The 21,907-nt window shown below is 43.2% G+C and carries 18 protein-coding genes and 1 other RNA gene; 9 read left to right on the top strand and 10 right to left on the bottom strand.

Translation table 11 applies throughout. The annotated features are described in order from the left end of the window. The 3 genes from NH462_RS08960 to NH462_RS08950 form a co-directional block, all read right to left on the bottom strand. Complete coding sequence (locus NH462_RS08960; protein WP_253105451.1) at positions 1-3,642, bottom strand: response regulator; 3,642 nt, start codon at positions 3,640-3,642, stop codon at positions 1-3. Between the two features lie 122 nt (positions 3,643-3,764). After that, the gene (locus NH462_RS08955) at positions 3,765-5,165 is read right to left on the bottom strand and encodes a PhoH family protein (RefSeq protein ID WP_010372335.1); all 1,401 of its coding nucleotides are present in this window, start codon (positions 5,163-5,165) and stop codon (positions 3,765-3,767) included. Positions 5,166-5,254: 89 nt separating this feature from the next. Continuing rightward, positions 5,255-5,461 (bottom strand): hypothetical protein, encoded by a 207-nt coding sequence (locus NH462_RS08950; RefSeq protein WP_039493807.1) that lies wholly within the window; start codon positions 5,459-5,461, stop codon positions 5,255-5,257. Here NH462_RS08950 and rapA point away from each other — a divergent pair. The 4 genes from rapA to NH462_RS08930 all read left to right on the top strand — a co-directional run bounded on the left by rapA (position 5,460) and on the right by NH462_RS08930 (position 11,444). After that, positions 5,460-8,357, top strand: coding sequence for an RNA polymerase-associated protein RapA (gene rapA / locus NH462_RS08945; RefSeq protein ID WP_253105450.1), 2,898 nt, complete (start codon positions 5,460-5,462; stop codon positions 8,355-8,357). The two genes, NH462_RS08950 and rapA, sit on opposite strands and share 2 nt — an antisense overlap. 103 nt (positions 8,358-8,460) lie before the next feature. Beyond that, complete coding sequence (gene rluA, locus NH462_RS08940) at positions 8,461-9,114, top strand: bifunctional tRNA pseudouridine(32) synthase/23S rRNA pseudouridine(746) synthase RluA (protein ID WP_253105448.1); 654 nt, start codon at positions 8,461-8,463, stop codon at positions 9,112-9,114. Positions 9,115-9,508: 394 nt separating this feature from the next. Continuing rightward, positions 9,509-9,691: non-coding RNA, 6S RNA (gene ssrS / locus NH462_RS08935), on the top strand. A gap of 394 nt (positions 9,692-10,085) precedes the next feature. Further along, on the top strand, positions 10,086-11,444 hold the full coding sequence (locus tag NH462_RS08930; protein ID WP_253105446.1) for an L-cystine transporter: 1,359 nt from the start codon (positions 10,086-10,088) through the stop codon (positions 11,442-11,444). A 42-nt stretch (positions 11,445-11,486) separates the two neighbouring features. Here the strand turns inward: NH462_RS08930 and NH462_RS08925 are convergent, their stop codons facing one another. Then, the gene (locus NH462_RS08925; protein ID WP_017216435.1) at positions 11,487-11,936 is read right to left on the bottom strand and encodes a response regulator; all 450 of its coding nucleotides are present in this window, start codon (positions 11,934-11,936) and stop codon (positions 11,487-11,489) included. A 79-nt stretch (positions 11,937-12,015) separates the two neighbouring features. After that, entirely contained in the window at positions 12,016-14,346 is a 2,331-nt protein-coding gene (locus NH462_RS23010) for an ATP-binding protein (RefSeq protein ID WP_253105445.1), read from the bottom strand. A gap of 156 nt (positions 14,347-14,502) precedes the next feature. Between NH462_RS23010 and yacG the strand changes: the two genes are divergently transcribed. Then, positions 14,503-14,745: a DNA gyrase inhibitor YacG gene (yacG, locus tag NH462_RS08915; RefSeq protein WP_026000869.1), complete on the top strand. Its 243-nt coding sequence runs from the start codon at positions 14,503-14,505 to the stop codon at positions 14,743-14,745. Between the two features lie 83 nt (positions 14,746-14,828). Here yacG and NH462_RS08910 read toward each other — a convergent pair whose 3' ends face one another. Both NH462_RS08910 and NH462_RS08905 read right to left on the bottom strand, forming a co-directional pair. Continuing rightward, entirely contained in the window at positions 14,829-15,137 is a 309-nt protein-coding gene (locus NH462_RS08910) for a helix-turn-helix transcriptional regulator (protein WP_017216438.1), read from the bottom strand. Positions 15,138-15,508: 371 nt separating this feature from the next. Then, entirely contained in the window at positions 15,509-15,970 is a 462-nt protein-coding gene (locus tag NH462_RS08905; RefSeq protein ID WP_253105443.1) for a Spy/CpxP family protein refolding chaperone, read from the bottom strand. 207 nt (positions 15,971-16,177) lie between these two features. Between NH462_RS08905 and NH462_RS08900 the strand changes: the two genes are divergently transcribed. Genes NH462_RS08900 through NH462_RS08890 form a run of 3 tightly spaced genes read left to right on the top strand, consistent with a single transcriptional unit; the run spans position 16,178 to position 19,194 of the window. Next, entirely contained in the window at positions 16,178-16,864 is a 687-nt protein-coding gene (locus tag NH462_RS08900) for a response regulator (RefSeq protein WP_253105441.1), read from the top strand. A 3-nt stretch (positions 16,865-16,867) separates the two neighbouring features. Further along, positions 16,868-18,229, top strand: a complete 1,362-nt coding sequence (locus NH462_RS08895; RefSeq protein WP_045963353.1) for an ATP-binding protein — start codon at positions 16,868-16,870, stop codon at positions 18,227-18,229. A gap of 2 nt (positions 18,230-18,231) precedes the next feature. Then, complete coding sequence (locus NH462_RS08890; RefSeq protein ID WP_253105439.1) at positions 18,232-19,194, top strand: alpha/beta hydrolase; 963 nt, start codon at positions 18,232-18,234, stop codon at positions 19,192-19,194. Here the strand turns inward: NH462_RS08890 and NH462_RS08885 are convergent. Then, positions 19,146-19,991, bottom strand: a complete 846-nt coding sequence (locus NH462_RS08885; protein WP_290442393.1) for a cation diffusion facilitator family transporter — start codon at positions 19,989-19,991, stop codon at positions 19,146-19,148. The two genes, NH462_RS08890 and NH462_RS08885, sit on opposite strands and share 49 nt — an antisense overlap. A gap of 325 nt (positions 19,992-20,316) precedes the next feature. Between NH462_RS08885 and trmL the strand changes: the two genes are divergently transcribed. Further along, positions 20,317-20,781: a tRNA (uridine(34)/cytosine(34)/5-carboxymethylaminomethyluridine(34)-2'-O)-methyltransferase TrmL gene (gene trmL, locus NH462_RS08880; protein WP_017216443.1), complete on the top strand. Its 465-nt coding sequence runs from the start codon at positions 20,317-20,319 to the stop codon at positions 20,779-20,781. A 103-nt stretch (positions 20,782-20,884) separates the two neighbouring features. On the opposite strand, the gene NH462_RS08875 is transcribed toward trmL, so the two are convergent. Beyond that, the gene (locus NH462_RS08875) at positions 20,885-21,478 is read right to left on the bottom strand and encodes a CBS domain-containing protein (protein WP_010606047.1); all 594 of its coding nucleotides are present in this window, start codon (positions 21,476-21,478) and stop codon (positions 20,885-20,887) included. A gap of 47 nt (positions 21,479-21,525) precedes the next feature. Further along, positions 21,526-21,801 carry a hypothetical protein gene (locus tag NH462_RS08870; RefSeq protein WP_045987718.1) on the bottom strand — a complete coding sequence of 92 codons (276 nt, stop codon included), beginning with the start codon at positions 21,799-21,801 and terminating at the stop codon, positions 21,526-21,528. Positions 21,802-21,907 lie beyond the last annotated feature (106 nt).

Raw genomic sequence — 21,907 nt, 5'->3', positions numbered from 1 at the left:
CTACCTTTTTAGCTCGATAAAGCACACCACCTGTGAAAGTGCATTTGTTAACACATCCAAGTCAGTGCGATTTGCTATTGTTGTGATCGTTTTGCTTTGCGTTTCAAGGTCTTTCGCAACTTTCGCTAGTCGCTTAAAGCCCAGACCTGCTGCAGCGCCCTTAATTCCGTGTGCTAACTCGAATAATGCTGAACCTTGCTCTATTTCAGCAACCTGTTCTAGGTAATCATGGCAAAGTTTAGCAAATTTATCTAACATTGTTTGCAAAAACGTTTCATTTTGCATCATTTGTGATAAAGCAAACTCATAATCAAAAAAAGCTTCTTCTGTTTTATCTGACTGGAAAATATTACTTGCCAATGCCTTGCACGCCTGTGTGCTATTAATTGGTTTTACCAAATAATCATTCATGCCAACGGCTGTGGCTTTCGCCCGCTCTTCTTTGCTTGCATTGGCGGTCAAGGCAATAACGGGTAGCTCAGTTTCAGACCACACGGCTCTGATCTGCTTGGTCGCTTGATAGCCATCAATGTTTGGCATATGGATATCCATCAGGATGATGTCGGGTTGCAGTGAGCGACAAACTTCCTCAATATGTTCGGCGCTTTGTAGCCCTATGGTAGAAATACCATTCTGCTTCAACATATTTTCAGTAATATCTAAATTTAAGTTGTTATCGTCGACCACCAAGCAAAGCGCACCGGCAACCTGCATACACACGTTGTCGACGGTTTGCGTCATATGGGCAAATTCAGCAAGCCAAGTATAGGCTGATTGGTAAAACACACTTTGATTAAGCGCAATATGGTTACTTTGCTCAGGAAACTCCCCTTCACTATGCAGTAGTAATGCGGTATTTCCAGGTAGCGCATAAGCGGGGTCAAGCGCTGCTTCTGGTGGAATAACAACAATAGACTTGTCGAGCTGAGCATGCATCGCGTGCAATCGCTCAACAGATAAAGGTTCCGCAAGACCTGCAAAATAGCTTGGTAAGCTATGCGCTTCGGTGGTGAGACAGTAAACTTCTTTGTGACTATCCACGACTGGACAAGCGCCTTTATCTAGCACCAATTCGAAGAAAAAGCAGCTTCCTTCGTTCGGGGTTGAGTTAACCGCAATATCGCCACCTAAGAGTGCAACTTCTTGCTTCACAATCGCAAGCCCCAAACCAATGCCTTCGTGACGACGAGTGAAGCTTTCATCACCTTGGGTAAATGCATCAAAAAGGTGTTCAATTTCTTGCGATTTGATCCCAACTCCAGTGTCCCAAACAGCAAACTTTATGGTTTGTTTTGCAGCTCTATCATTAACTAACGTTACCTTCAAACCAACCTTACCTTGATTGGTATACTTTACAGCGTTACCAAGTAGGTTTACTAAGATTTGCTTTACCTTATCTTCATCACTGTACAGGTAAGGCCAAACTTGAGGGTCGACCTGTAACTCAAATTCCAAACCTTTTTGTATACATAAAGGCTTAATCAGTGATTCTATCGTGGTAAATACATGGCAGGTCTGAAATGTCTCGTATTGAATTGTGCCTTGATGACTTTCGACTTTAGCAAACTCTAAAATACTATTGAGCATGGTAAGCAGCTCGTTTGCAGCTCCAGAAAGCTGCTGCAATTTTTTATTCTGAACTCGAGTTAGTGACTCACTTTTGATCATATCCGCCAGACCTAATATGGCATTAATTGGCGTTCTAATTTCATGGCTGATATTCGCGATAAAGCGGCTTTTGGCAAGCGTTGCGCGCTCAGCATCTTGCTTTGCTAACAACAAACCGGTGATATTTTGAATATGGATCACGTAATACTTAGGGCGCTTATTTTTATCCCAAACTAAAGAAATACTCAATTGTAACCAGCGGTGCTTACCCGACTGTGAGATCATGTGTTCAACGACTTTCTTTTGCTCTTTTAATAGCCCAGCCAAGACAGGCTTTAGCTCTTGCCAGTTTTGTTCATCAAACAAGCGTTCCAGCTGCTTTTCTCCCGTATTCTTATCAAGTGACAAGTAACGTTTGGCAGCCTTGTTCATCTCCAAAATTTTACCGCTGATCGCAGCTAAAATCACGCCATTAGGTGCAAACTCAGTCGCAGCCCTAAAGTTTTCTTCAGAGTCTCTTAGGGCATTATATGCCTCTTGTGCGGCAGTAATATCTCTCGCAACCCCCAAACAACCGATGAGCTTTCCAGTTTCCGATTTCAATGGCGTGATTGTCAAAAAGTAGGTATTCGCCCCAAGGACAAAGTTAGTTGCCACTTGTTCTTGCGAGCGCTCCATCGCCGCTTCTTGCTCAAGTAATATGGTTAATCCAGATGTCACTTCAGGCTGGGTTTTCGCAACTAAATCCGACTTATCAACCCCCATAAACTCTTCAAACGCGCGATTACAGCCTATGAATGAACCGTCTATATTTTTGAAATAGATAATATCGGGCACAGAGTCAAGCACTGCATTTAGCAAAGCAGCTTGACGCTCTTTTGCCTCAAAGCTTTGCTTTAATGCCTGTTGTTTACGCTTAATTTCGTCGTCTAGTTCTTGATTATGTTGCTTAAGGGCATGCATTAAGCGCGATTTTTGCTCCACTACCTGCTTAATTTGTATAAACCAAGGTTGCCATTCTGAGGGGATGGGATAGTTTAAAGTGGCTTGTGGTGTATGCTCTTGCAAAGATAGATAATTCACAAAGTGCTTTAGAGGTCGGACAAATATTTGTCCGCTTAACCACACAATAGTCACAAAGGTAAAAAGAATAAAAAACAGTAATAGCGCAAGTTCGAGCAAGATCTCCCGCTGTAGCGGAGCGGCAAACTGCTCATAGCTTTCATGATAGTTTAAACTAATAGGCTCTTTGGCGGGTTTTGCAATAAAGTGTAGTCCGTACTGCCAAGGTGCTGATGAGTTTACAAGCCCATCGTGGTCGTGATCATAGCGCTCCCCCGCGATAATCTCATCACTTTGGTTTTTAAATTCCATCGTACCATCTAAGGAGCCGATGTTTAACAACCATCTATCAATAATATCGCTATCATAGATCATCAATACATGAGCGTTATCCACCGTTGATAGTTTCTTACCAAGCGCAAACATTTGTCTATCGAAAAACGCCACGGGTGGACCAACGACTATATTGCCCAAACTAAAGTCGGGTTCGAACTTACCTTGAACTAGCCGCGTGATAAAATGGCTGCTTGAGGCTTCTCGACGCTTAACATACGCAAAGCCGTCATCTTCTATGTATGCGACCGCATACAATCCACCTTGCAACGCGAGCGCGGCATCAAAAGCGGTATTAAGCGACAATACGGTTTGCCATCGTTTCGTGGCAAAAAGCGCTTCACTAACTTGCCCACGACCAACAATCTCTCCACCATTGTTTGGTAACGCATGATAATAATGTTCAGGGTGTTGCTCTATATCTTCTAACCACTCTGGTGGCTTTTGAAAAGAAATGGGCTGCGCTAGGTTAACGGCGATACTATCAAGAACGACATGTGCAGCATAAAACTCTTGTTTCAGCTGCTGAGAAACATATTCATACTGGCCAAAACGCACTTTGTACTGGCGTTCGAGTTTAATTTGATAGAGATGGTAAGCTAAGACGAGGACAAGTAGGATGGGTATTATTACCGCCACTAAAATTCCCTTTCGGTAACTTTTTAGTGGTAAAAATTCTTTTGTCGCATCCATTTACTGGCTCGTTCCCGTTTGCACACAGTGTTAGCAAAAGAGTAACGAGCCAGTCGGCTCAAGGCAAGTTATAAATTTTCTTCAGCAAAACTTGCCAAGCGGCTTCGTACTACACCGTTTAAGTTAATGGTAGCGCTACCTTCAAAGTCTTTAAAACGCTCGACAATATAGGTTAACCCTGATGTCACAGGGGTGAGATAATTACTATCAATCTGGGCGAGGTTTCCCGTACAAATCAATTTAGTCCCCTCACCGCAGCGAGTGATGATGGTTTTTAACTGTGATGCCGTTAAGTTTTGGCTCTCATCTAAAATAACGACCGCATTTTGAATACTTCGGCCACGCATAAAATTCACCGATTTGAACTGAATGTTCGCCTTTTCCATAATGTAGTTACGGCTAGTCACGGGGCTTTCATCGTGTTTGTGGAGCACTTCTAAGGTATCTGTGATTGCCGCAAGCCAAGGGGCCATTTTCTCTTCTTCCGTACCCGGTAAAAAGCCGATGCTCTCTGCAATTTCAGGCGTATTTCGCGTCACAATTACCTTATCGTAAATTCCTTTTTCGATGATCATTTCAAGCGCACTGGCAAGCGCCAATAAGGTTTTTCCGCACCCTGCAGGCCCGGTTAGTATCACCAGTTCAATGTCAGTATCAAGTAGTGCATCCAGCGCCATACCTTGGTTGATATTTTTCGGTTTCACTCCCCATGCTTGACGGTGCATCAAACGTTCAACGCCTAAGTCTTTTAATCGAATGTGCTCAGAGTCATAACCCACAACCCGAGCTGCGAAGTGATTAGTATCGTCTATCAGATACTCATTACAGAACACATCAGGTACGAGTGATTTTGGCACATCATGAACCGTGTATCGTCCTTCCTGCTGCGTTTGACACTCACCAACATTCTGCCAAAAATCTCCTTCAACCTTTTTAAAGCCACTGGTTAACAGTGCAATGTCGTCAATTAGCTGATCGGTACGATAATCTTCAACATACTTGAGTCCAGCGCCCTTCGCTTTCAGTCGCATGTTAATGTCTTTGGTAACCAGCACCACTTTTTTGTCGCTGTACTGAGTTTGCAAATGTACCGCACAATTAATAATGCGGTGGTCATTTTCGTTGCCGGGTAACCCGGAGATGGAATCAGGAAACAGGTGATCGTTTACAATAATCAATTTACCTGAACTGGGCGTCCGGTGACTTTCAATCCTCAATGTTGGTAGCGCTACCCCCTCTAGCATTTGCTCTGGTGTTGCATCGCGAAGCACATCATCTAACCCACGAATGGCAACTCTTGCGTCTCGGCTCACGTCACTCTTTCGATCTTTAATGTGATCGAGTTCTTCAAGGACAGTCATCGGAATAACAACATCGTGTTCTTGGAAGGAAAGGTAAGCGAGTGGTTCATGGAGAAGTACGTTGGTGTCGAGCACGTACACTTTATGGTCTTTGTCTTGTTTTACCATAGCGCATTCCTGTTGTTTACAGATTATTATGCTATACCCAATACACAACGATGTGACTGATTATGTTTTGGGTATAGTTCAAGTTTAGTCTATTTGTCACAAAAGTCGCTTTTATGACAGTAGAAAATCCAACTTGCATATTGATAAAAAACAACTAGTTGGCGATTGCCATGCCAACTAGATAGAAAAAGCGCCAGCACTTGATAAATAAAGGCCTGAGTCACTGTTGTGTATTGAACAAACCGACATGAATAGGTAACATAGCCGCCTTTTTTCTGCATAGACGAGATAACCATGAATTTTTCCTTAGGTCAGCGCTGGATCAGTGATACGGAATCAGATTTGGGATTAGGTACAATAGTGGCACTTGAGGGGCGTCAAGTGACTATTTTATTTCCCGCTAGCGGAGAAAACCGTGTTTACTCAGTACAGGAAGCACCTGTAACTCGAGTTGTATTCAACCCAGGCGATGTGATCCGCCATGTTGAAGAGTGGGAACTACGTGTTGACAGCGTGGAAGAGCAAAATGGACTATTTTGCTATCATGGTACTCGAGTTGATAATGAAGAAGAGACTTCATTCAAAGAGACCTTTCTTGATCACTTCCTCAAGTTCAATAAACCTCAAGATCGTCTATTTGCAGGCCAAATCGACCGTTTTGATCGCTACACGCTGCGCTATCAAACTTGGCAACACCAGTTTGATAAAGAACAATCTCACCTTAAAGGGTTGATAGGTCAGCGCGCTAGCCTTATTCCGCACCAGCTTTATATTGCCGATGAAGTCGGTAAGCGCTTTGCACCTCGCGTACTTCTGTCTGATGAAGTAGGCCTAGGTAAAACCATTGAAGCGGGCATGATTTTACACCAGCAAATTCTCTCAGGTCGTGCCAACCGTGTGTTGATCGTGGTTCCAGAGAACTTACAACACCAATGGCTTGTAGAGATGCTACGCCGCTTTAACCTGCACTTTTCGATTTTTGACGAAGAGCGTTGTAGCGAAGCGTATGCAGATGCACCGAATGTATTCGAAACAGAGCAACTGGTACTGGTTAGCCTAGAGTTTATTACCAAAAAGCGCCGCTGGTTTGAACAAGCCACACTCGCTGATTGGGATCTACTGATTGTTGATGAAGCACACCACCTGACGGTCACAAAGGAAAAGCCAAGCACCGAATATCAACGTATTGCTGAGCTTTCTCAGGATATTCCTGGACTTATCTTGTTGACTGCAACACCTGACCAACTTGGTCACCGCAGTCACTTTGCGCGTTTACAGCTACTCGATCCAGACCGCTTCTACGACTACGACGCATTTGTTGAAGAAGAAAGTCATTATAAAGAGGTTGCAGAAGCCGCTAACAACTTACTACAAGATAAAAAGCTAGATGCAAAAGAAGAGCAAACACTTTGTACACTGCTAAAAGAAACCGATATTTCTGAGCTTCTAGCAAAGGCACAAAATGGCGATAGTGATGCCAAAGCAGAAATCTTGTCTATGCTATTAGACCGTCATGGTACTGGCCGTATTCTATTTAGAAATAGCCGCAGTGGCATTGATGGCTACCCAAGTCGTTTGTTACATCAATACCCAGTACCTTTACCTAAGCAATACAAAACAGCAATGTCGGTAATGGGTAACATTGGCGGTATTCAAAGCCCTGAATTTAATGCGATGCGTGCGTTATTTCCTGAAAAGATCTTCCAAGAGTTTGAAGGTGAGGGAAGCGGCTGGGCACAGTTCGACCCCCGCGTTGAGTGGTTAATTGCTAAATTGAAAGAGTTAAAGCATGAAAAAGTACTGCTTATTTGTGCCAAAGCAGAAACCGCAATTAGCCTTGAGCAAGTATTACGCGAACGCGAAGCCATTAAAGCTGCGGTATTCCACGAAGGCATGTCGATCATTGAGCGCGACCGCGCGGCAGCGTTTTTTGCTGATGAATATGATAGCGCGCAAGTATTACTCTGCTCTGAAATTGGCTCTGAAGGTCGTAACTTCCAGTTCTCACATCACTTGGTGCTATTTGACTTACCGCTTAACCCTGACTTACTTGAGCAACGTATTGGTCGTCTTGACCGCATTGGTCAAAAGCACGACATCAATATTCACGTGCCTTACTTTGAAAGTACCGCACAGGAAGTATTACTACGCTGGTATCACGAGGGCTTAGATGCATTCGAAACCACTAGCACCACAGGGCAAATGCTGTATAAGTCTTTTTCTGATGATTTGTTAGCGCTGATCGCTGAACACAACTGTGACGAAGACGAATTAGATCCTCTATTGGAACAAGCCGCAAAAGAAAATGCTCAGCTGCGCACAAAGATGGAGCAAGGTCGAGACCGCCTACTTGAGCTTCACTCAAGTGGTCAAGGTAAAACAGATAATATCGTTGCTGAACTTGAAGCACTTGATAACGATGTAATTTTACCTGCGTTTATGATTAATGTGTTTGATACTTTTGGTGTTAACCAAGAAGACAAAGGCGAGAATACGATTATTCTCAAGCCGACCGAGCACATGCTAAATCCTTCTTTCCCTTGTTTGAAAGACGATGGCATCACAGTGACTTTTGACCGTAACACCTCACTGTCACAAGAAGACGCGCATTTCATCAGCTGGGATCACCCAATGGTCAGCGGTGTAATGGATATGATCTGTAACGATGACTTTGGTTGTGCGTCAGTGGCACTGCTTAAAAACAACAAGTTACCTGTCGGTACTTTCTTCGTTGAAATGATCTTCGTTGCAGAAGCTTCTGCGCCTAAGTCTCTTCAAGTGGGCCGCTTTTTACCGCCTACACCAATTCGCGTCCTAATGGATAAAGGTGGCAATGACTTAGCCCAAAACGTTGCGTTTGACGCATTCAATCAACAGCTTTCTGCCGTTGGCAGACAAACAGGCAGTAAGCTGGTTAATGCCCTGCAAAGTGCTATTCACCCGCTTATTACTCAAGCTGGCGATATTGCACAGGCTCAACTTGAAAGCATTCAAGCCAATGCTATGGATAAAATGCTAAAGCAATTAGGTGATGAGCAAGGTCGTTTGCAAGCACTTAAAGCTATCAATCCGAACATCCGTGACGAAGAAGTTCAAGTATTTGATAAGCAAAGGGCTGAGCTGAGCACACACATTGAAAAAGCGCAGCTTAAGTTGGATGCGATTCGTTTAATTGTAGTTGCCAACCAGTAAACCTCCCACACTGAAAGAGAGCCGAGGCTCTCTTTCTCGCTACCGCTCACCTAGCAACTCATATATAATACGCGGCTTCGTTCTGTTCATGCTGAGGCAGCTGGTGTTACTAAATTACACTCCCCCCCTTTCTCCCTATCTTGATATTTTGTACCAAGATGAAGATATGTTGGTGCTCAACAAGCCAAGCGGATTACTCACCGTACCGGGTAAAGATCCGAAGCATTGGGACAGCGCTATCGCAAGAGTGAATTTTGTCTACCCTACGGCAAGAATTGTGCATCGCCTCGATATGGCAACATCCGGCGTGCTGTGCCTTGCGATGAATAAAGCAGCGCATCGCCATCTAAGTATTCAATTTCAAGACCGGTTAACCCACAAACACTATATCGCCCGTGTTCATGGCAAACTACAGCTGCAAACGGGTTCTGTTGATTTACCACTAGTGTGTGATTGGCCTAATCGCCCAAAGCAAATGGTTTGTCATGAGACCGGAAAACCTTCATTAACGCATTTTGAAGTCATGGAGTATGAATCGCAGGCAACACGCGTTAAGCTAACCCCCATTACAGGACGTTCTCATCAACTCAGAGTACATATGCTTTCGCTTGGACACGTTATCCTAGGTGATAGACTATACGCTACAGGAGAGGCGTTAACGGCGGCTTCACGTCTACAGTTGCATGCAGAGATGCTGCAAATTTCACATCCAAAAACTACTGAGATGATGACCTTTACCGCACCGGTTCCTTTCTAAGTAACCTGAGCTTCAGATAATTAATGCCTTTCTAGCAGCCAATTTTAGCGCTAACTGCGTTGAATTCACTTCCAATAGCCAGCTATTGGTGCGTAAATTCGCCTTGTTATCCCCAAAACTGTCTGGCTAGATAAGGGTATAATTTAATGTGGGCTTAAAAACAATGAGTTAGCTCATTCCTTATCCAAACCTCAGGTTAAATAGCGTTTACTCTGTTAGTTAGAAACGGTTTAGACACTGTGGCCTTCGAAAATTAAGCAAATTTAGCGTTGCCGGCTAACGCTCAGATTAACGTTTGATTAGTCACTAAACAAAGCGAGTAAAAAGCACGCGGTTAACACATAAATTGCATTACTATGGTTTCGTGATCGGCAGATGTTTTATATACTGTAATTGTTCCCTAGCTCGTAGGACAGCTGATTAAGTCCCTGAGCCGATAAATTTCGTTTAGGATAGCAGTTTGTTTACTATTGAGCATGCTCGGCATGTACCGAGAAGCCTACGGTAGGCTGTTGCTCTCCGCCTTGAACCTCAGGGTTCAAGGGCTGACATCGGCATCCGCGAAGCCGGGGAACAACCTTTCCCACTCTACGCATGTCATTGCCGTAGAATTAACTCGCTTTTACACATACTCAATAAACCACACCTCCAACTCGATACTATAAATTCGGCTACACGGTTAACGTCGCAAAGCAAAAGAAATCGCGAAATAGACGCTCGAAAAGAGTCGCGAGATAAACTCGCTGCTACGAAAGATTATTGTAAGCTATGCTCATATCTCAGTGTTTTAAATTACTATGAGTTAGTACCAACTCACTACAAGACATCTTTATATGAAAGGAAAAGCCATCAAAAACTTTCATTTTTATTGATAACCTTTTGTTCTATTCCATAGTCAAAGAATATTTTAGCGCAATCAACAAAACCTCTATAGTAGCGCGTTATTTTCATACATTTCGAAAGGTATTTTGATGTCTTTTGCTGTTATCGCCGCGTTGGTGGTTTTTATTGCCATACTTTTCGGTCTTTACCGCTTTCAACAGCGCTCCGAAACCCTGTCTCGAACAGTATTATTAGGCTTAGTTGCGGGTAGCCTATTTGGACTCGCCCTACAATTTGTTTTCTCCAGTGACTTAACCACTAAACAGACTGTACTAGATTGGGTTGCGATTGTTGGTAGCGGCTATGTCAACCTTCTAAAAATGGTCATTATGCCATTGGTCTTAGTTTCTATGATTGCCGCGGTCGTAAAATTAGATAATCAAGGCTCACTTGGAAAGATCTCATTTATCACCATCGCAATTTTAGTTTTTACCACGGCCATTGCGGCGCTTATTGGTATTTTTATCACTCAAGCATTTGGGTTAAGCGCTCAAGGCTTAGTTGAAGGTGCACGCGAAACTGCCAGAATAGCGATACTTGAAGAGCGTGCAACAACCGTTGCCGATTTAACCATTCCACAAATGCTGCTTAGCTTTGTACCAACCAATCCGTTTGCTGATTTAACTGGCGAGCGCTCGACCTCGATTATCGCCGTAGTGATTTTTGGTGTGTTAACTGGTATTGCTGCTCGTAGAGCCATCATGGAAGAGTCAGATTTAAGTAGCCCAATAAAAAATGCAGTTGAAGGCGCACAGGCCGTTGTACTGCGATTAGTACGTATGATCATCGCCCTCACACCTTACGGTGTAGCTGGCTTGATGGCCAAAGTGATCGCCACATCAAGCATGGCTGACATTATTAGCTTACTCGGTTTTATTATTGCCTCTTACGTTGCCATTTTACTGATGTTTTTGGTGCATGGTTTGCTCGTTACTTTGGTTGGTGAAAACCCAAAGCATTTCTTCCAAAAAATTTGGCCTGTTTTAACTTTTGCTTTCACCTCAAGAAGCTCCGCGGCAACCATCCCATTGAATGTTGAAGCGCAGATCCACAAGCTTAATGTTCCCCCTGCGATTGCAAACCTTTCTGCATCGTTTGGTGCGACAATCGGACAAAATGGCTGCGCTGGCATTTATCCTGCTATGCTTGCTGTAATGGTTGCGCCGACTGTAGGAATTGACCCGTTCGCACTCGACTTTATTGTCTCATTAGTCGCTATGGTTGCAATTAGCTCGTTTGGTATTGCGGGTGTTGGAGGTGGTGCCACTTTCGCGGCGTTGGTGGTACTGCCTGCGATGGGACTACCAGTGACAATTGCAGCGCTGCTTATTTCTATTGAGCCATTAATTGATATGGCAAGAACAGCACTCAATGTATCGGGCTCAATGACCGCAGGTACAGTGACAAGTCGCTTGTTAAAGCAAAAGCATACCAACAAAGCAATTTAGTGCTATAACAGCATAAGGGCCAGCTATTCTGGCCCTTCACTTCTAATCAATCACGAGCTTTGCAGTGCCAAGCCAAAAAGACAGCAAGGACTTCATTGAATCCACCAGCTCATGATATTGGGATGGTTTGGTCATATAAGAATTTGCCCCAAGCAAGTAACACTGTTTTATATCTATCTCTGAGTCCGATGTACTGAACATAATAACCGGAATATGCTTAAGGTTTGCAGCCCCTCGCATCTCAGCCAATACATCTTTACCGCTTTTTCGTGGCATATTTAAATCAAGAATAATAAGGCTAGGCAATAGTTCGGTGCTATTGAGTTTTTCAATCAACTCGACGCCATCACTTACAAATTGTAACTTAGCCTCCATCACACCGTTGTCTTCAAATGCATCACGGATTAATTCTTGGTCGTCGAAATCATCATCTGCAACCAAGATATAGTTTACAGAGTGAAGCTGTTTAATTAATTCATGATGATGACCCATACACACTCTCCTTAAACTCGCATTAAACCTCGAGTTTGTATGCTGATATCAGAACCGCATCAATGGCTCTACAGCTAAGTTAAATCGCTTGCGCTGAAATCGGCAAGCTAAAATAGAAAGTAGAACCTTGCCCCACTTCCGTTTCGACCCATATGCGACCATGATGTCTTTCGACGATTTTTTTACAAATAGCAAGCCCAAGCCCAGTACCGGCATATGCGCTACGACCATGTAATCTTTCAAAAAGATTGAAGATCTGCTCACTAAATTCGGGATCAAAACCAATCCCGTTATCCTTAACGGCAACAATCAGTTCATTTGCTTTACGTTCGCTGCTAATCGAGACCCTCGGCGCTCTTTCTGGCGCACTAAACTTAATCCCATTATTAATTAAGTTTAGCAGCACACGCTGCAACTGCCTGCGATCTCCAAATACGTCGCCAAGCCCCGTGGTATCCACTTGTGCGTTTGATTCTTTAATAACTAACTCAAGATCCAGTAAGGTTTCAGCTAACGCATTATCGCCATCAAATGATTTAAATGACTCACCTTTACGATCAATCCGTGAAAAGCTTAGTAATCCTTTGATCAACTTTTGCATTCGCTCCGCAGAATCCATCATACGCTTAAGGTAGGACGCATGTCTTTCATTTAGTCCCTCTGCAGAACATTGGATCCGATCACCGAACATTTGGATTTTTCTAAGCGGCTCTTGTAGATCATGGGATGCTAAAAAGGCAAAACGCTCCAGCTCTTGATTCGACTCATGTGCTTTCTCAAGTGCTATCGTCAGTAATTGCTCAGCAGTGCGACGCGAAGTGATCTCATTTTCCAACGCTTCGGTACGCTTGGTAACTTTTTGCTCTAGAATTGCATTAAGCTTTTTATATCGCTCAGATTTAGCCAGCACATAATTAACCAAGGTATTACGAAACTTCAATGCACAACTTACTTCGGCTTCCGTCCAAGGGTGAGATTTGCACTTCACATTCTCGACCCACAACTTAAACGAACTACGCGGCATTAAACGGTGGCTACCATCATCCAAAAACTCAATGGATTTTTCAGGCTTCCCTCCCCAATTTTTGGTTTGAATAACTTCCTTTCTAAACCACATGATGAAATGATTAGCATCCGCTGAAAGTGGCATCAATAGCACCCCACTCGCAGTTTTCGCAAAGGCTTTAAATGTTTCGTTAAGCTCACCTAAATTATGGCAATAAAAAATGGAGTCATCGCCAAGTTGATGCTCTGCAAGCCAACGGTAAATACTCTCAATATCCGCTTTTGCGGGAGTTTGCCCGTAGCACTCCAAATCATTCTCAACGCGCCACGCGACACCTGTAGCTTTCATCATCTCTTGTAGTGCCGCGGACTCGTAACGTAGCCCATCAACAAAAAAGATTTCTTTTGCCATGCGCTCTGTGACGGAGGAGCTCAATGTCAGTGCATTAGCTTCTGCCATTGCTTCTAAGGATGAGGTTTTGAGAGAGATCAGATAAGACAACATCAACCCCATATACTGGGCGACTTCACGAGTGTTAAATGGAACTATGTGCTTTTCGTAGTGGTGGCAGGCAATCAGTCCCCATAATTTACCAGCAACAATAATACTGATAGACATGGTTGCCTGAACGCCCATATTGCGTAAATACTGGCAATGAATAGGCGAAACACTACGTAAAATACAGGCGCTTAAATCAATCGCCCTGTCTTGCGGATAAAGCGGTGAGTTTTCGCCATCAACATCGGCAAGCAAGCGGATCGGATTTCTTAGATACAGTGCTCTTGCTTGTTTTGGAATATCAGACTCGGGAAAATGCTGATGTAAAAAGGAGTTAAGTCCACTGCGCTTAGCTTCTGCAACCACCTCACCATTATATTCATGGTCAAATTTATACAGCATCACTCTGTCAAACCGCGTTAATTCTCTAATTTCTTCCACAGCCATCTCGAACGAAGCCTGTAACGACTGAGAATCCACCATACTAGACAACGAATGCTTCATAAGGTGTTGCATTGAATGATTGATTTCAACGTCATGCGCCGTGTTTTGCTCAAGTTCTAAAATGAGCCCTGCTTCGTTTTGACTAGCGACTACGGAGAATTCAACGCATGTTGAGTCCTCAGTTTTTATGCTGGCTGTCATCGGATTCAAACGATGGATATCAGAGGACTTACAGTTGCAGGCAAGCAACTCAGAAAATGGAGACGCAAAAATCGTTTCAGCATGAGTATTGACCAAAGCACTAGGCTCAAGTCCTACAAGTGCGGCAAAGTTTTCGCTAAAATAGCGTAGTGTTAATGTGTTGGTGTCGAATAGCAATAAATAGCCATGCGGCTGAATTGAACCTGGAATATGAATTGGCTCTTTATGACAGTTGTCTAATGTTGCTTCGAACTTCTCCACCTTTTGTACACCTTTTTCCTTAGTTTACCTCGCAGTCTCATCCTATCATGGATCCCTACCTAGTATGCAAGCAACAGAGTAAGTAAGCACTCGGTTCACAAAGCAATTAAATGCGATTAGACTTAAGCTATTAGGAAGTAAAAAAGTAAGTGTATGATGACAACCACAGTAAAGTGTCCAACCTGCCAACAGGCTGTTGAATGGTCTGATAAAAGCCCATTTCGCCCGTTTTGCTCAAAACGCTGTCAATTAATTGATTTAGGTGATTGGTCTGACGAATCAAATACGATTTCAACACCGATGAAAAGCGGTGAGCTCACGCCTCAAGATGCGGAAAGTTTGATTGAAGATATAGAAGCGATGCTGGCAAAAAACGACGACAGCTTTTTTAAAGAATAAACCTGTGGGCCGATTTCCTCGGCCTTTTCCTCTCATTAGCAACTTGTTTGGCAAGACAAACAATTCAAACTCAGCAGCTTGTACTAGCGCTCTATTTCCGTTTGATCTTGTTCCGTCTTTTGCTCTGTGTTTCTCACCTCATTTTGATAAGTTTTAGCTATATGCCCCGCCCCTTCCAAAATATCACTTAATTGGATCCGGCAAATTTCCGACAATTTAATTAAGGTACCTAAGCGAAATGAGCTTGTTCCGTTCAGGTAATCGTCTAGTGTGGTGAGACCTATTCCGAGCTTCTGGCTAATGGTTTTTTTAGTATAGCCTTTACGCTTTTTGAGTTCTTTTAGCAGTTCTCGGATCCTAAGTGTCACCTCGTATTCTTCAGGTGTCTGCATGTCTCCCTCAGTGATACCTAGTAACAAACAGCCAACAACAAAGAATACCCTTAGTTACTCTGAAGAAAACAAAAGTTATTGGAAAGTTTGTGCGCGTAAATTAAGAATTTTTCAATTCAACACTATTTCAAAGAGTTGTCCGCAGACTCGCAAGATGCACTCTTAATCGAAAAGTACCACAACGAAAACATGTTATCAACATGTAACTTAAATCAGTACAAACAGTTGTAATATTTTGTACACTAATCCCAATTGGCCACTACTCTTGGTCAATTTGGAGTACCAGCTCTCACTATTCAAAAGTGATTGGCAAGAAATGATAAAGCCCTTACCGGAAAGGTTAGGGCTAAGTTGGAGAGAAACATCGAGACTTAATCTGCTTTTTTATGGCTTTTGTGACTACGACGTGATTTAAGTGCTTGGAGCTTATCGCGCTGCTCTTCATTCAATACATGGAATACTTTGTGGCGAGTTTCCATTGAAAGTAGTGCCCACGCTTGCTTTTTATCTTGGCCTTTTTCCAGTAAAAGTTGCGCTTGCACCTTATCAAAGGTTGGCGCTGCCATAAGTGCTTTCATTTCCTCACGATAAGCTGAATGTGCTTCTTTCCCGCTTTCTTTTAGCGCTTTTTTTGCAGTTTTGTAATCTGCGTAAATTGTCTTTAGTTGGCCTTGCTGCGCTTCTGTCAACTCTAATAACTTCTGGCCTTTATCTGATAGTAGCAACCTTGCTGAATGCTCAAGCTGCCCGCCCATAGATCCCGCGTTTGCAGTGAAGCTGAAAGTCGATACGCCAAGTGCTGTAACTAATGCTAAAGTAGATAGTAATTTCATGGTATTGGCTCCTTGTTCGCCATTGCTTTGTCACTTCCAAATTTAGCAAGCACAAAGAAAAGGAACGTCAGACAGAGGTAAAGTTTTGTCAGTGCTTTGCAAAAAAAAGCAAAGGCAATTTACATAAGGCGTTGAAGTAAGGTGTAATATGCTAGCGCCGAACTATTCAGGCCAACGCCAATCAACAATGCTGGACTAAGTATGACAATGAAACATTCCATTTTACTTATTGATGACGACCAAGAACTTTGCGGCCTGTTAACAGAATACTTTACTGCAGAAGGCTTTGAAGTGGCGATGGCCCACACAGGAACTGAAGGTCTACAGCTGGCATTAAAGCAAAATTTCGACCTGATATTATTAGACGTAATGCTTCCCGAAATGGATGGTTTTGAAGTACTAAAAGCGTTACGTGTCCAGAAGATGACACCCGTTATTATGCTAACAGCAAAAGGCGATGACTTTGACCGCATCTTTGGTTTGGAACTAGGTGCTGACGATTATATTCCAAAACCATTTAACCACCGCGAGCTACTCGCGCGCGTTAAAGCCATTACCCGTCGCGTCGATCATTATAAGCAACACAGCCCGGATGATACCTTTACTATCCATCAGCTGCGTTTAGATGTAGCTTCAAGAAGTGCTACTGTTAATGGCGAGGTGCTGTCACTGACGGGCACCGAATACGAGGTGTTACTCTTGCTGGTCAGAACCGCAGGAGAAGTGGTCGACAAGCAGACTATTTCGCGACAAGTACTAGGCCGGCCACTTGTGCCTTATGATCGCTCTATCGATATGCATGTCTCTAACGTTCGCAAGAAAATTGCCGCATTAAGTGAGCACACTTATATCAAAACGATCCGCGGCGCTGGCTATATATTTCTAAAGGCATAATGAATGAAGCGGTACTTACTTGTTAAGGTTTTTGCCTGGTTTTGGCTCACTATCATTGCCACTATGTTGTTGTTGCTTGGGATCAGCATGCTACAACCTGATGTTGTAGAAACTCACCGTATCTCAAAACCCATGCTGCAAAATCTAAAACAATTAGAGCAAGCGCTTATACGCGCAAGCGAGCGTCCTAATTTTGAGTTGAATAAGGTCGCCAAACTGCGTAAAAGAAAAGCGCGAAATATCTACTTGAGCCACCGCGATGCCGAAAAAAGCGTTGCCGCCGATCCCAATATAAAAACGCTGAATTTAGATTTACTCAGTTTTACCGAAGATGCCAAACCGGCCGCTATTTTTACCCCAGAGTACAAGGCTTTTGGCCCCCTAGAACTTACACTTCAAGGTGAAAGTTATCGTCTTTATTTAATTTTTGAAAACCATACCCCAAGTGCGCTCATCAAATTAAGAACTCTACCGCTTTGGGTAAAAATCGCGGTGGTGCTAGGCGCAAGCTTATTACTGTGTTTTTGGTTTACTCGAGATCTATTGTCGCCAATTAAAGAGCTACAAAAAGCTGCTGCAAAACTTTCTCGTGGAGAATTGTCGAGCAGAGCCAATATAAATACCAAGCGCCAAGATGAACTCGGTCAACTGGGTCATGATTTTAACTTAATGGCAGATAAGTTAGAGTCTTTAGTTAATAATCAAAAGCGCTTGCTTGCTGATATATCCCATGAACTACGCTCACCGCTCACCCGCTTACAAATGGCCACAGGCCTCGCTGCCGGTCATGCCACAGCGCAAAGCCAAAGTTATATCGAGCGCATTGAGCGTGAAGCTCAGTTAGTTGAAAATATGCTCAGTGATATTTTGCATTTATCTAAGCTCGAAGCGGATCAAGTGCCAATCGATATGCAGATAATTAAGCTCAATGAACTGCTCGACCCGATATTGGAAGATGCACTGTTTGAAGCACAACAATTAGGGAAAAACCTTATCGTCACAGCACTACCCGAGGCAACACTTTATGGCGACCCAATGCTACTTAACCGCGCATTCGAAAACATTATTCGTAACGCGATCAAGTATGCGACTAGCCTTATTAATGTCGATATTGAGAGTGATGGTAATCAGTTGCTATGCACTATCAGTGATGATGGTAAAGGCGTAAGTGAAGATATGCTCGACAAGCTTTGTATTCCATTTTTCAGAGTATCGAGCGCACGTACGCCAAGCAAAAATCAAATGGGCGGGTTTGGGCTGGGTCTTGCCATTGCGCAGCACGCGTTAAAAGTACATGACGCTCATATCGAATTTAGTAATAATGTTGGTTTGCAAGTCAGCATTCGAATTCCATTACACAGGTAGCCATGTTTTATAGCCAAAGTCAGCAACTTGAATCACATCTTCCGGAAATTGATAAGCACTGGCAAGGCTGCCAAAATGGCTTTTTTGATACCCCTCATGGTAGGCTATTTTACGCCTACCACATTCCAAAAAAGGCAACCTTCAGCCTGGTATTGGTTAATGGTCGTATTGAATCTGCTCATAAATACAGAGAATTGCTGTGGGAGTTTGCGCAAAACAACATAGCGGTATTTACCTATGACCATCCAGGACAAGGCTACTCGCCGCGATTACTTAAAGACAAGCAAATCGGCTATGTTAGGCGCTTTGAAGATTATGCAGCAACACTGCACTGCTTTATGGATCAAATCGTTGCCAAGCAAAATACCTTGCCACTTTTTATATTGGCGCATTCAATGGGTGGCGCCATTACCTGCGACTATTTATCGTTATTTTCGCCTCACAACATAGAGGGAGTCTATTTATCAGCCCCGATGCTTGGGATCAATACGACTCCCTACCCGGCTTGGTTTGCCGAGGGGCTGGCAGGCGCAGCTTGTTTATTTGGGCTTGGTAAGCATTATGCACTGGGACAGGTGCACTACCACAATAAACCTTTTCAAGATAATGACCTTACTGATTGTCCAATTAGATATGCGCTTTTTAGAGGTTTGTACGATCAATTTCCCGAGCTACAACTCGGTGGTGTCAGCTTTGCTTGGTTATACACGGCGCTACATAAATGCCGCTCGTTTCAAGATATTAAGCTAGATCTGCCAATCCGTATCGCGACAGCCAGTGAAGACAGCATTGTTGATAATCAGGCACAAGTACACTTTGCCGCGCACAGAGACAATGTGACAGTTACAGAGTTTATCGGGAAACATGAACTACTTTGCGAGCAAGATAATACCCGCAAAGCCGTGTTAGATGATTTTTATGCGTTTACAGTCGAGCTACTTAGCGCTAAAGAAACTGGGTCTTGATGGATGAGTACGTCCATCTCACAATCAAACTCTTCTTTAATGCTAGCAACCACCTCATCCGCAACTTGATGCGCTCGCATCAGCGGCATATCGTCATCAAGCTCTAGATGCAGTTGAATAAATTTGATTTTGCCACCTTGCCTGGTACGCAAATCATGTACTCCGTAAACGTCCTCATGACTCGACGCAATAAGTATGATCTGTGCTTTTTCTTCGTCTGGCAGCTCTTTATCCATTAAGTGCGCAGCACTTTCCTTGGCAATATCCCAACTGTTATAAAGTAAATACATCGCCACCAAAATACCAAAAATCGGATCGGCGTAACCTACGCCGTAAAAGTTAAGCAATACCGCTAGGAGCACCGCGAGGTTTAATAAAATATCGCCCTTATAATGTAACGAGTCGGCCTTAATGGCGATGGACTGCGTGCGTTTAACGACTTGATACTGCACCGCAACCACCAACAAAGTACAAACTATCGCAAATAAACTCACCCACACACCAAACAATGAATGTGGAATGTGGGTTGGATTGATAATGCGCTCTACACCATGAAAAGCCAATAAACTCGCAGAACCCGCGATAAAGGCCGCTTGTCCAAGCCCAGCTAATGCTTCAGCCTTTCCATGACCAAATCGATGATCATCATCCGCAGGACGCAGTGCGTAGCTCAGTACAAAGAAATTCATTAAAGAGGCGCTAATATCAAGCAGTGAATCAGTTAAAGAGCCGAGCATAGCGGCACTCCCTGAAGACAGCCAAGCCCAACACTTAGCTGCGATCATCAATCCCACCATTATGATGGTAAAGACACTTGAAAACCTAACCCAAAACTCATAACTGCGATCCACTGGCACCTCATTTTTTCATGTTATTTAATCTGACGCTTGGATAACTGAAATTCTAATTAGTCGTCAAACCACTCGCAAAATGCTACGGCATCGCGATGCTGCTATATTACAGGGTAATGCTTTGAAATGAAAAACAGATTACGGTTGTATAGTTTTTCACAAGAGTCGTACTTTAAAAACTGGGTATACCTTTCACTCTATCAAGCGCAGCACATATAAATATCGACAAGTATCAGCTATACTGCCGGGCAAAATTTAATTGAGGCCTATCATGTTAGATATCGTTTTATACCAACCCGAGATCCCGCCTAATACAGGCAATATTATTCGTTTGTGTGCCAATACAGGATATTCACTACACCTGATAGAGCCGCTAGGATTTGAGTGGGATGATAAACGGGTAAGACGTGCCGGCCTTGATTATCATGAATTTAGCGAAGTAGAGCGCCACCCAAACTTTGAAGCATACTTAGCCAAACGAAACCCAAAGCGAGTATTTGCTTGTACAACAAAAGGTACCAAGTACCATCATGAAGTTGCCTATGAAGCTGGTGACTGTCTACTGTTTGGCCCTGAAACTCGTGGTTTGCCAGAAGACATTATTTTTTCACTGCCTGAGCCGCAACGAGTCCGTATTCCAATGCGCCCCGATAGCCGCAGTATGAACCTATCTAATGCTGTTTCCGTTTTTGTCTATGAGTCTTGGCGACAACTTGGGTTTGCTGGCGCAAAGTAAAAATTGCTCCTAGCTTCTGCTGCATAGGGGCAAACTTGAGGCACAAAAAAGGCGCCTTACGACGCCTTGCTAACTTTAATTTACATTAACTATAGGGATTCTTTTAAATTTCTGCGTGGTGCAGAATCGTACCAACAATATCACTGAATTTATTTGCCGGTTTCATTGAGTTTACTGCACGTCCACAGGCTTTCATCATATCGATTAGGTCAAAATAACCAACTGGATGCTGAGTCACTTCATCAATAACAAGTAAAAACTCAAAGCCACCTTCTTCCATTGTTTTTAGCACATTGCCAACCACAGTTTGGCTAGTTTGTTTTAAGGTGATTTGACGAAGATCTGATAGTGGGATCATGACATCATTGACGTTTAAATCACGTCTTGTACAACCACGTCTTTCTGCAATACTCAACACGTAGCGACTGCCAATTCTTGCATTAGAGATCATACCAACAAGCTTTTCTTTGCTATCAACGACAAAGCTTGCTCTGCGGTGTGTTTTGTCTAGTACTAACGTAGCTTCATCTATGCTACTGTTTTCATCAATATGTTGCATTGGTGCCAAATGTAAATTGTGCATTAGGCAATGTGCTGGCGCTTGCTCTAGGTTGTCAGTGTTACAAGCTGGGAAGTTATTTTCAGCAAGTTCATAATTTGCAACAGGTTGAGTTTTCAATACTGTGTAAGTGTTCATAGATCACCTCTATCTTTAAAATTAATTAAGCACGGAAAAGGACTAAATTAATTTGCGACAGGTGGTGCTCTAATAGACTCGCATACTGAGTTTGAATAAGAATAGGTGGGTTGTGATTGCGCTATGATAAAGCTACTAGCAACCACGAAACGATGAGTTGTTGATACAACGCAATCATCTAAGTCAGGGCTGGAGTTAGAATTGTCTAGGTCGACAACGATAGGCGCGATTGAAAGCGTGGTATCACATTTAGCAGCATCGGCCGTTGACACTGTCAACAGACTCAACATACAAAATGTAATCATCCAACGAACTAACCGCATAGTATTCTCACTTCTACTGCCTTACTTTGAGTGTATGGGCAGTTTCTTGCGTTTACAAGTATTATTTCTAATCTATTTACTAAGCTTCTAAATATACTAAGGTTAA

Source organism: Pseudoalteromonas sp. OANN1, from assembly GCF_024124685.1.
Lineage (GTDB): Bacteria > Pseudomonadota > Gammaproteobacteria > Enterobacterales > Alteromonadaceae > Pseudoalteromonas > Pseudoalteromonas piscicida.
Note: the sequence above shows the minus strand (reverse complement) of the source record. Positions and strands in the feature narration are given on the sequence as shown.

What these genes read in the sequence shown, in the direction of transcription:
- NH462_RS08955 (WP_010372335.1), bottom strand. Translation starts at nt 5,165, where the DNA reads ATGGTAAAACAAGACAAAGACCATAAAGTGTACGTGCTCGACACCAAC.
- rapA (WP_253105450.1), top strand. Translation starts at nt 5,460, where the DNA reads ATGAATTTTTCCTTAGGTCAGCGCTGGATCAGTGATACGGAATCAGAT.
- NH462_RS08950 (WP_039493807.1), bottom strand. Translation starts at nt 5,461, where the DNA reads ATGGTTATCTCGTCTATGCAGAAAAAAGGCGGCTATGTTACCTATTCA.
- NH462_RS08930 (WP_253105446.1), top strand. Translation starts at nt 10,086, where the DNA reads ATGTCTTTTGCTGTTATCGCCGCGTTGGTGGTTTTTATTGCCATACTT.
- NH462_RS08925 (WP_017216435.1), bottom strand. Translation starts at nt 11,936, where the DNA reads ATGGGTCATCATCATGAATTAATTAAACAGCTTCACTCTGTAAACTAT.
- yacG (WP_026000869.1), top strand. Translation starts at nt 14,503, where the DNA reads ATGACAACCACAGTAAAGTGTCCAACCTGCCAACAGGCTGTTGAATGG.
- NH462_RS08910 (WP_017216438.1), bottom strand. Translation starts at nt 15,137, where the DNA reads ATGCAGACACCTGAAGAATACGAGGTGACACTTAGGATCCGAGAACTG.
- NH462_RS08905 (WP_253105443.1), bottom strand. Translation starts at nt 15,970, where the DNA reads ATGAAATTACTATCTACTTTAGCATTAGTTACAGCACTTGGCGTATCG.
- NH462_RS08900 (WP_253105441.1), top strand. Translation starts at nt 16,178, where the DNA reads ATGAAACATTCCATTTTACTTATTGATGACGACCAAGAACTTTGCGGC.
- NH462_RS08895 (WP_045963353.1), top strand. Translation starts at nt 16,868, where the DNA reads ATGAAGCGGTACTTACTTGTTAAGGTTTTTGCCTGGTTTTGGCTCACT.
- NH462_RS08890 (WP_253105439.1), top strand. Translation starts at nt 18,232, where the DNA reads ATGTTTTATAGCCAAAGTCAGCAACTTGAATCACATCTTCCGGAAATT.
- NH462_RS08885 (WP_290442393.1), bottom strand. Translation starts at nt 19,991, where the DNA reads ATGGTGGGATTGATGATCGCAGCTAAGTGTTGGGCTTGGCTGTCTTCA.
- trmL (WP_017216443.1), top strand. Translation starts at nt 20,317, where the DNA reads ATGTTAGATATCGTTTTATACCAACCCGAGATCCCGCCTAATACAGGC.
- NH462_RS08875 (WP_010606047.1), bottom strand. Translation starts at nt 21,478, where the DNA reads ATGAACACTTACACAGTATTGAAAACTCAACCTGTTGCAAATTATGAA.
- NH462_RS08870 (WP_045987718.1), bottom strand. Translation starts at nt 21,801, where the DNA reads ATGCGGTTAGTTCGTTGGATGATTACATTTTGTATGTTGAGTCTGTTG.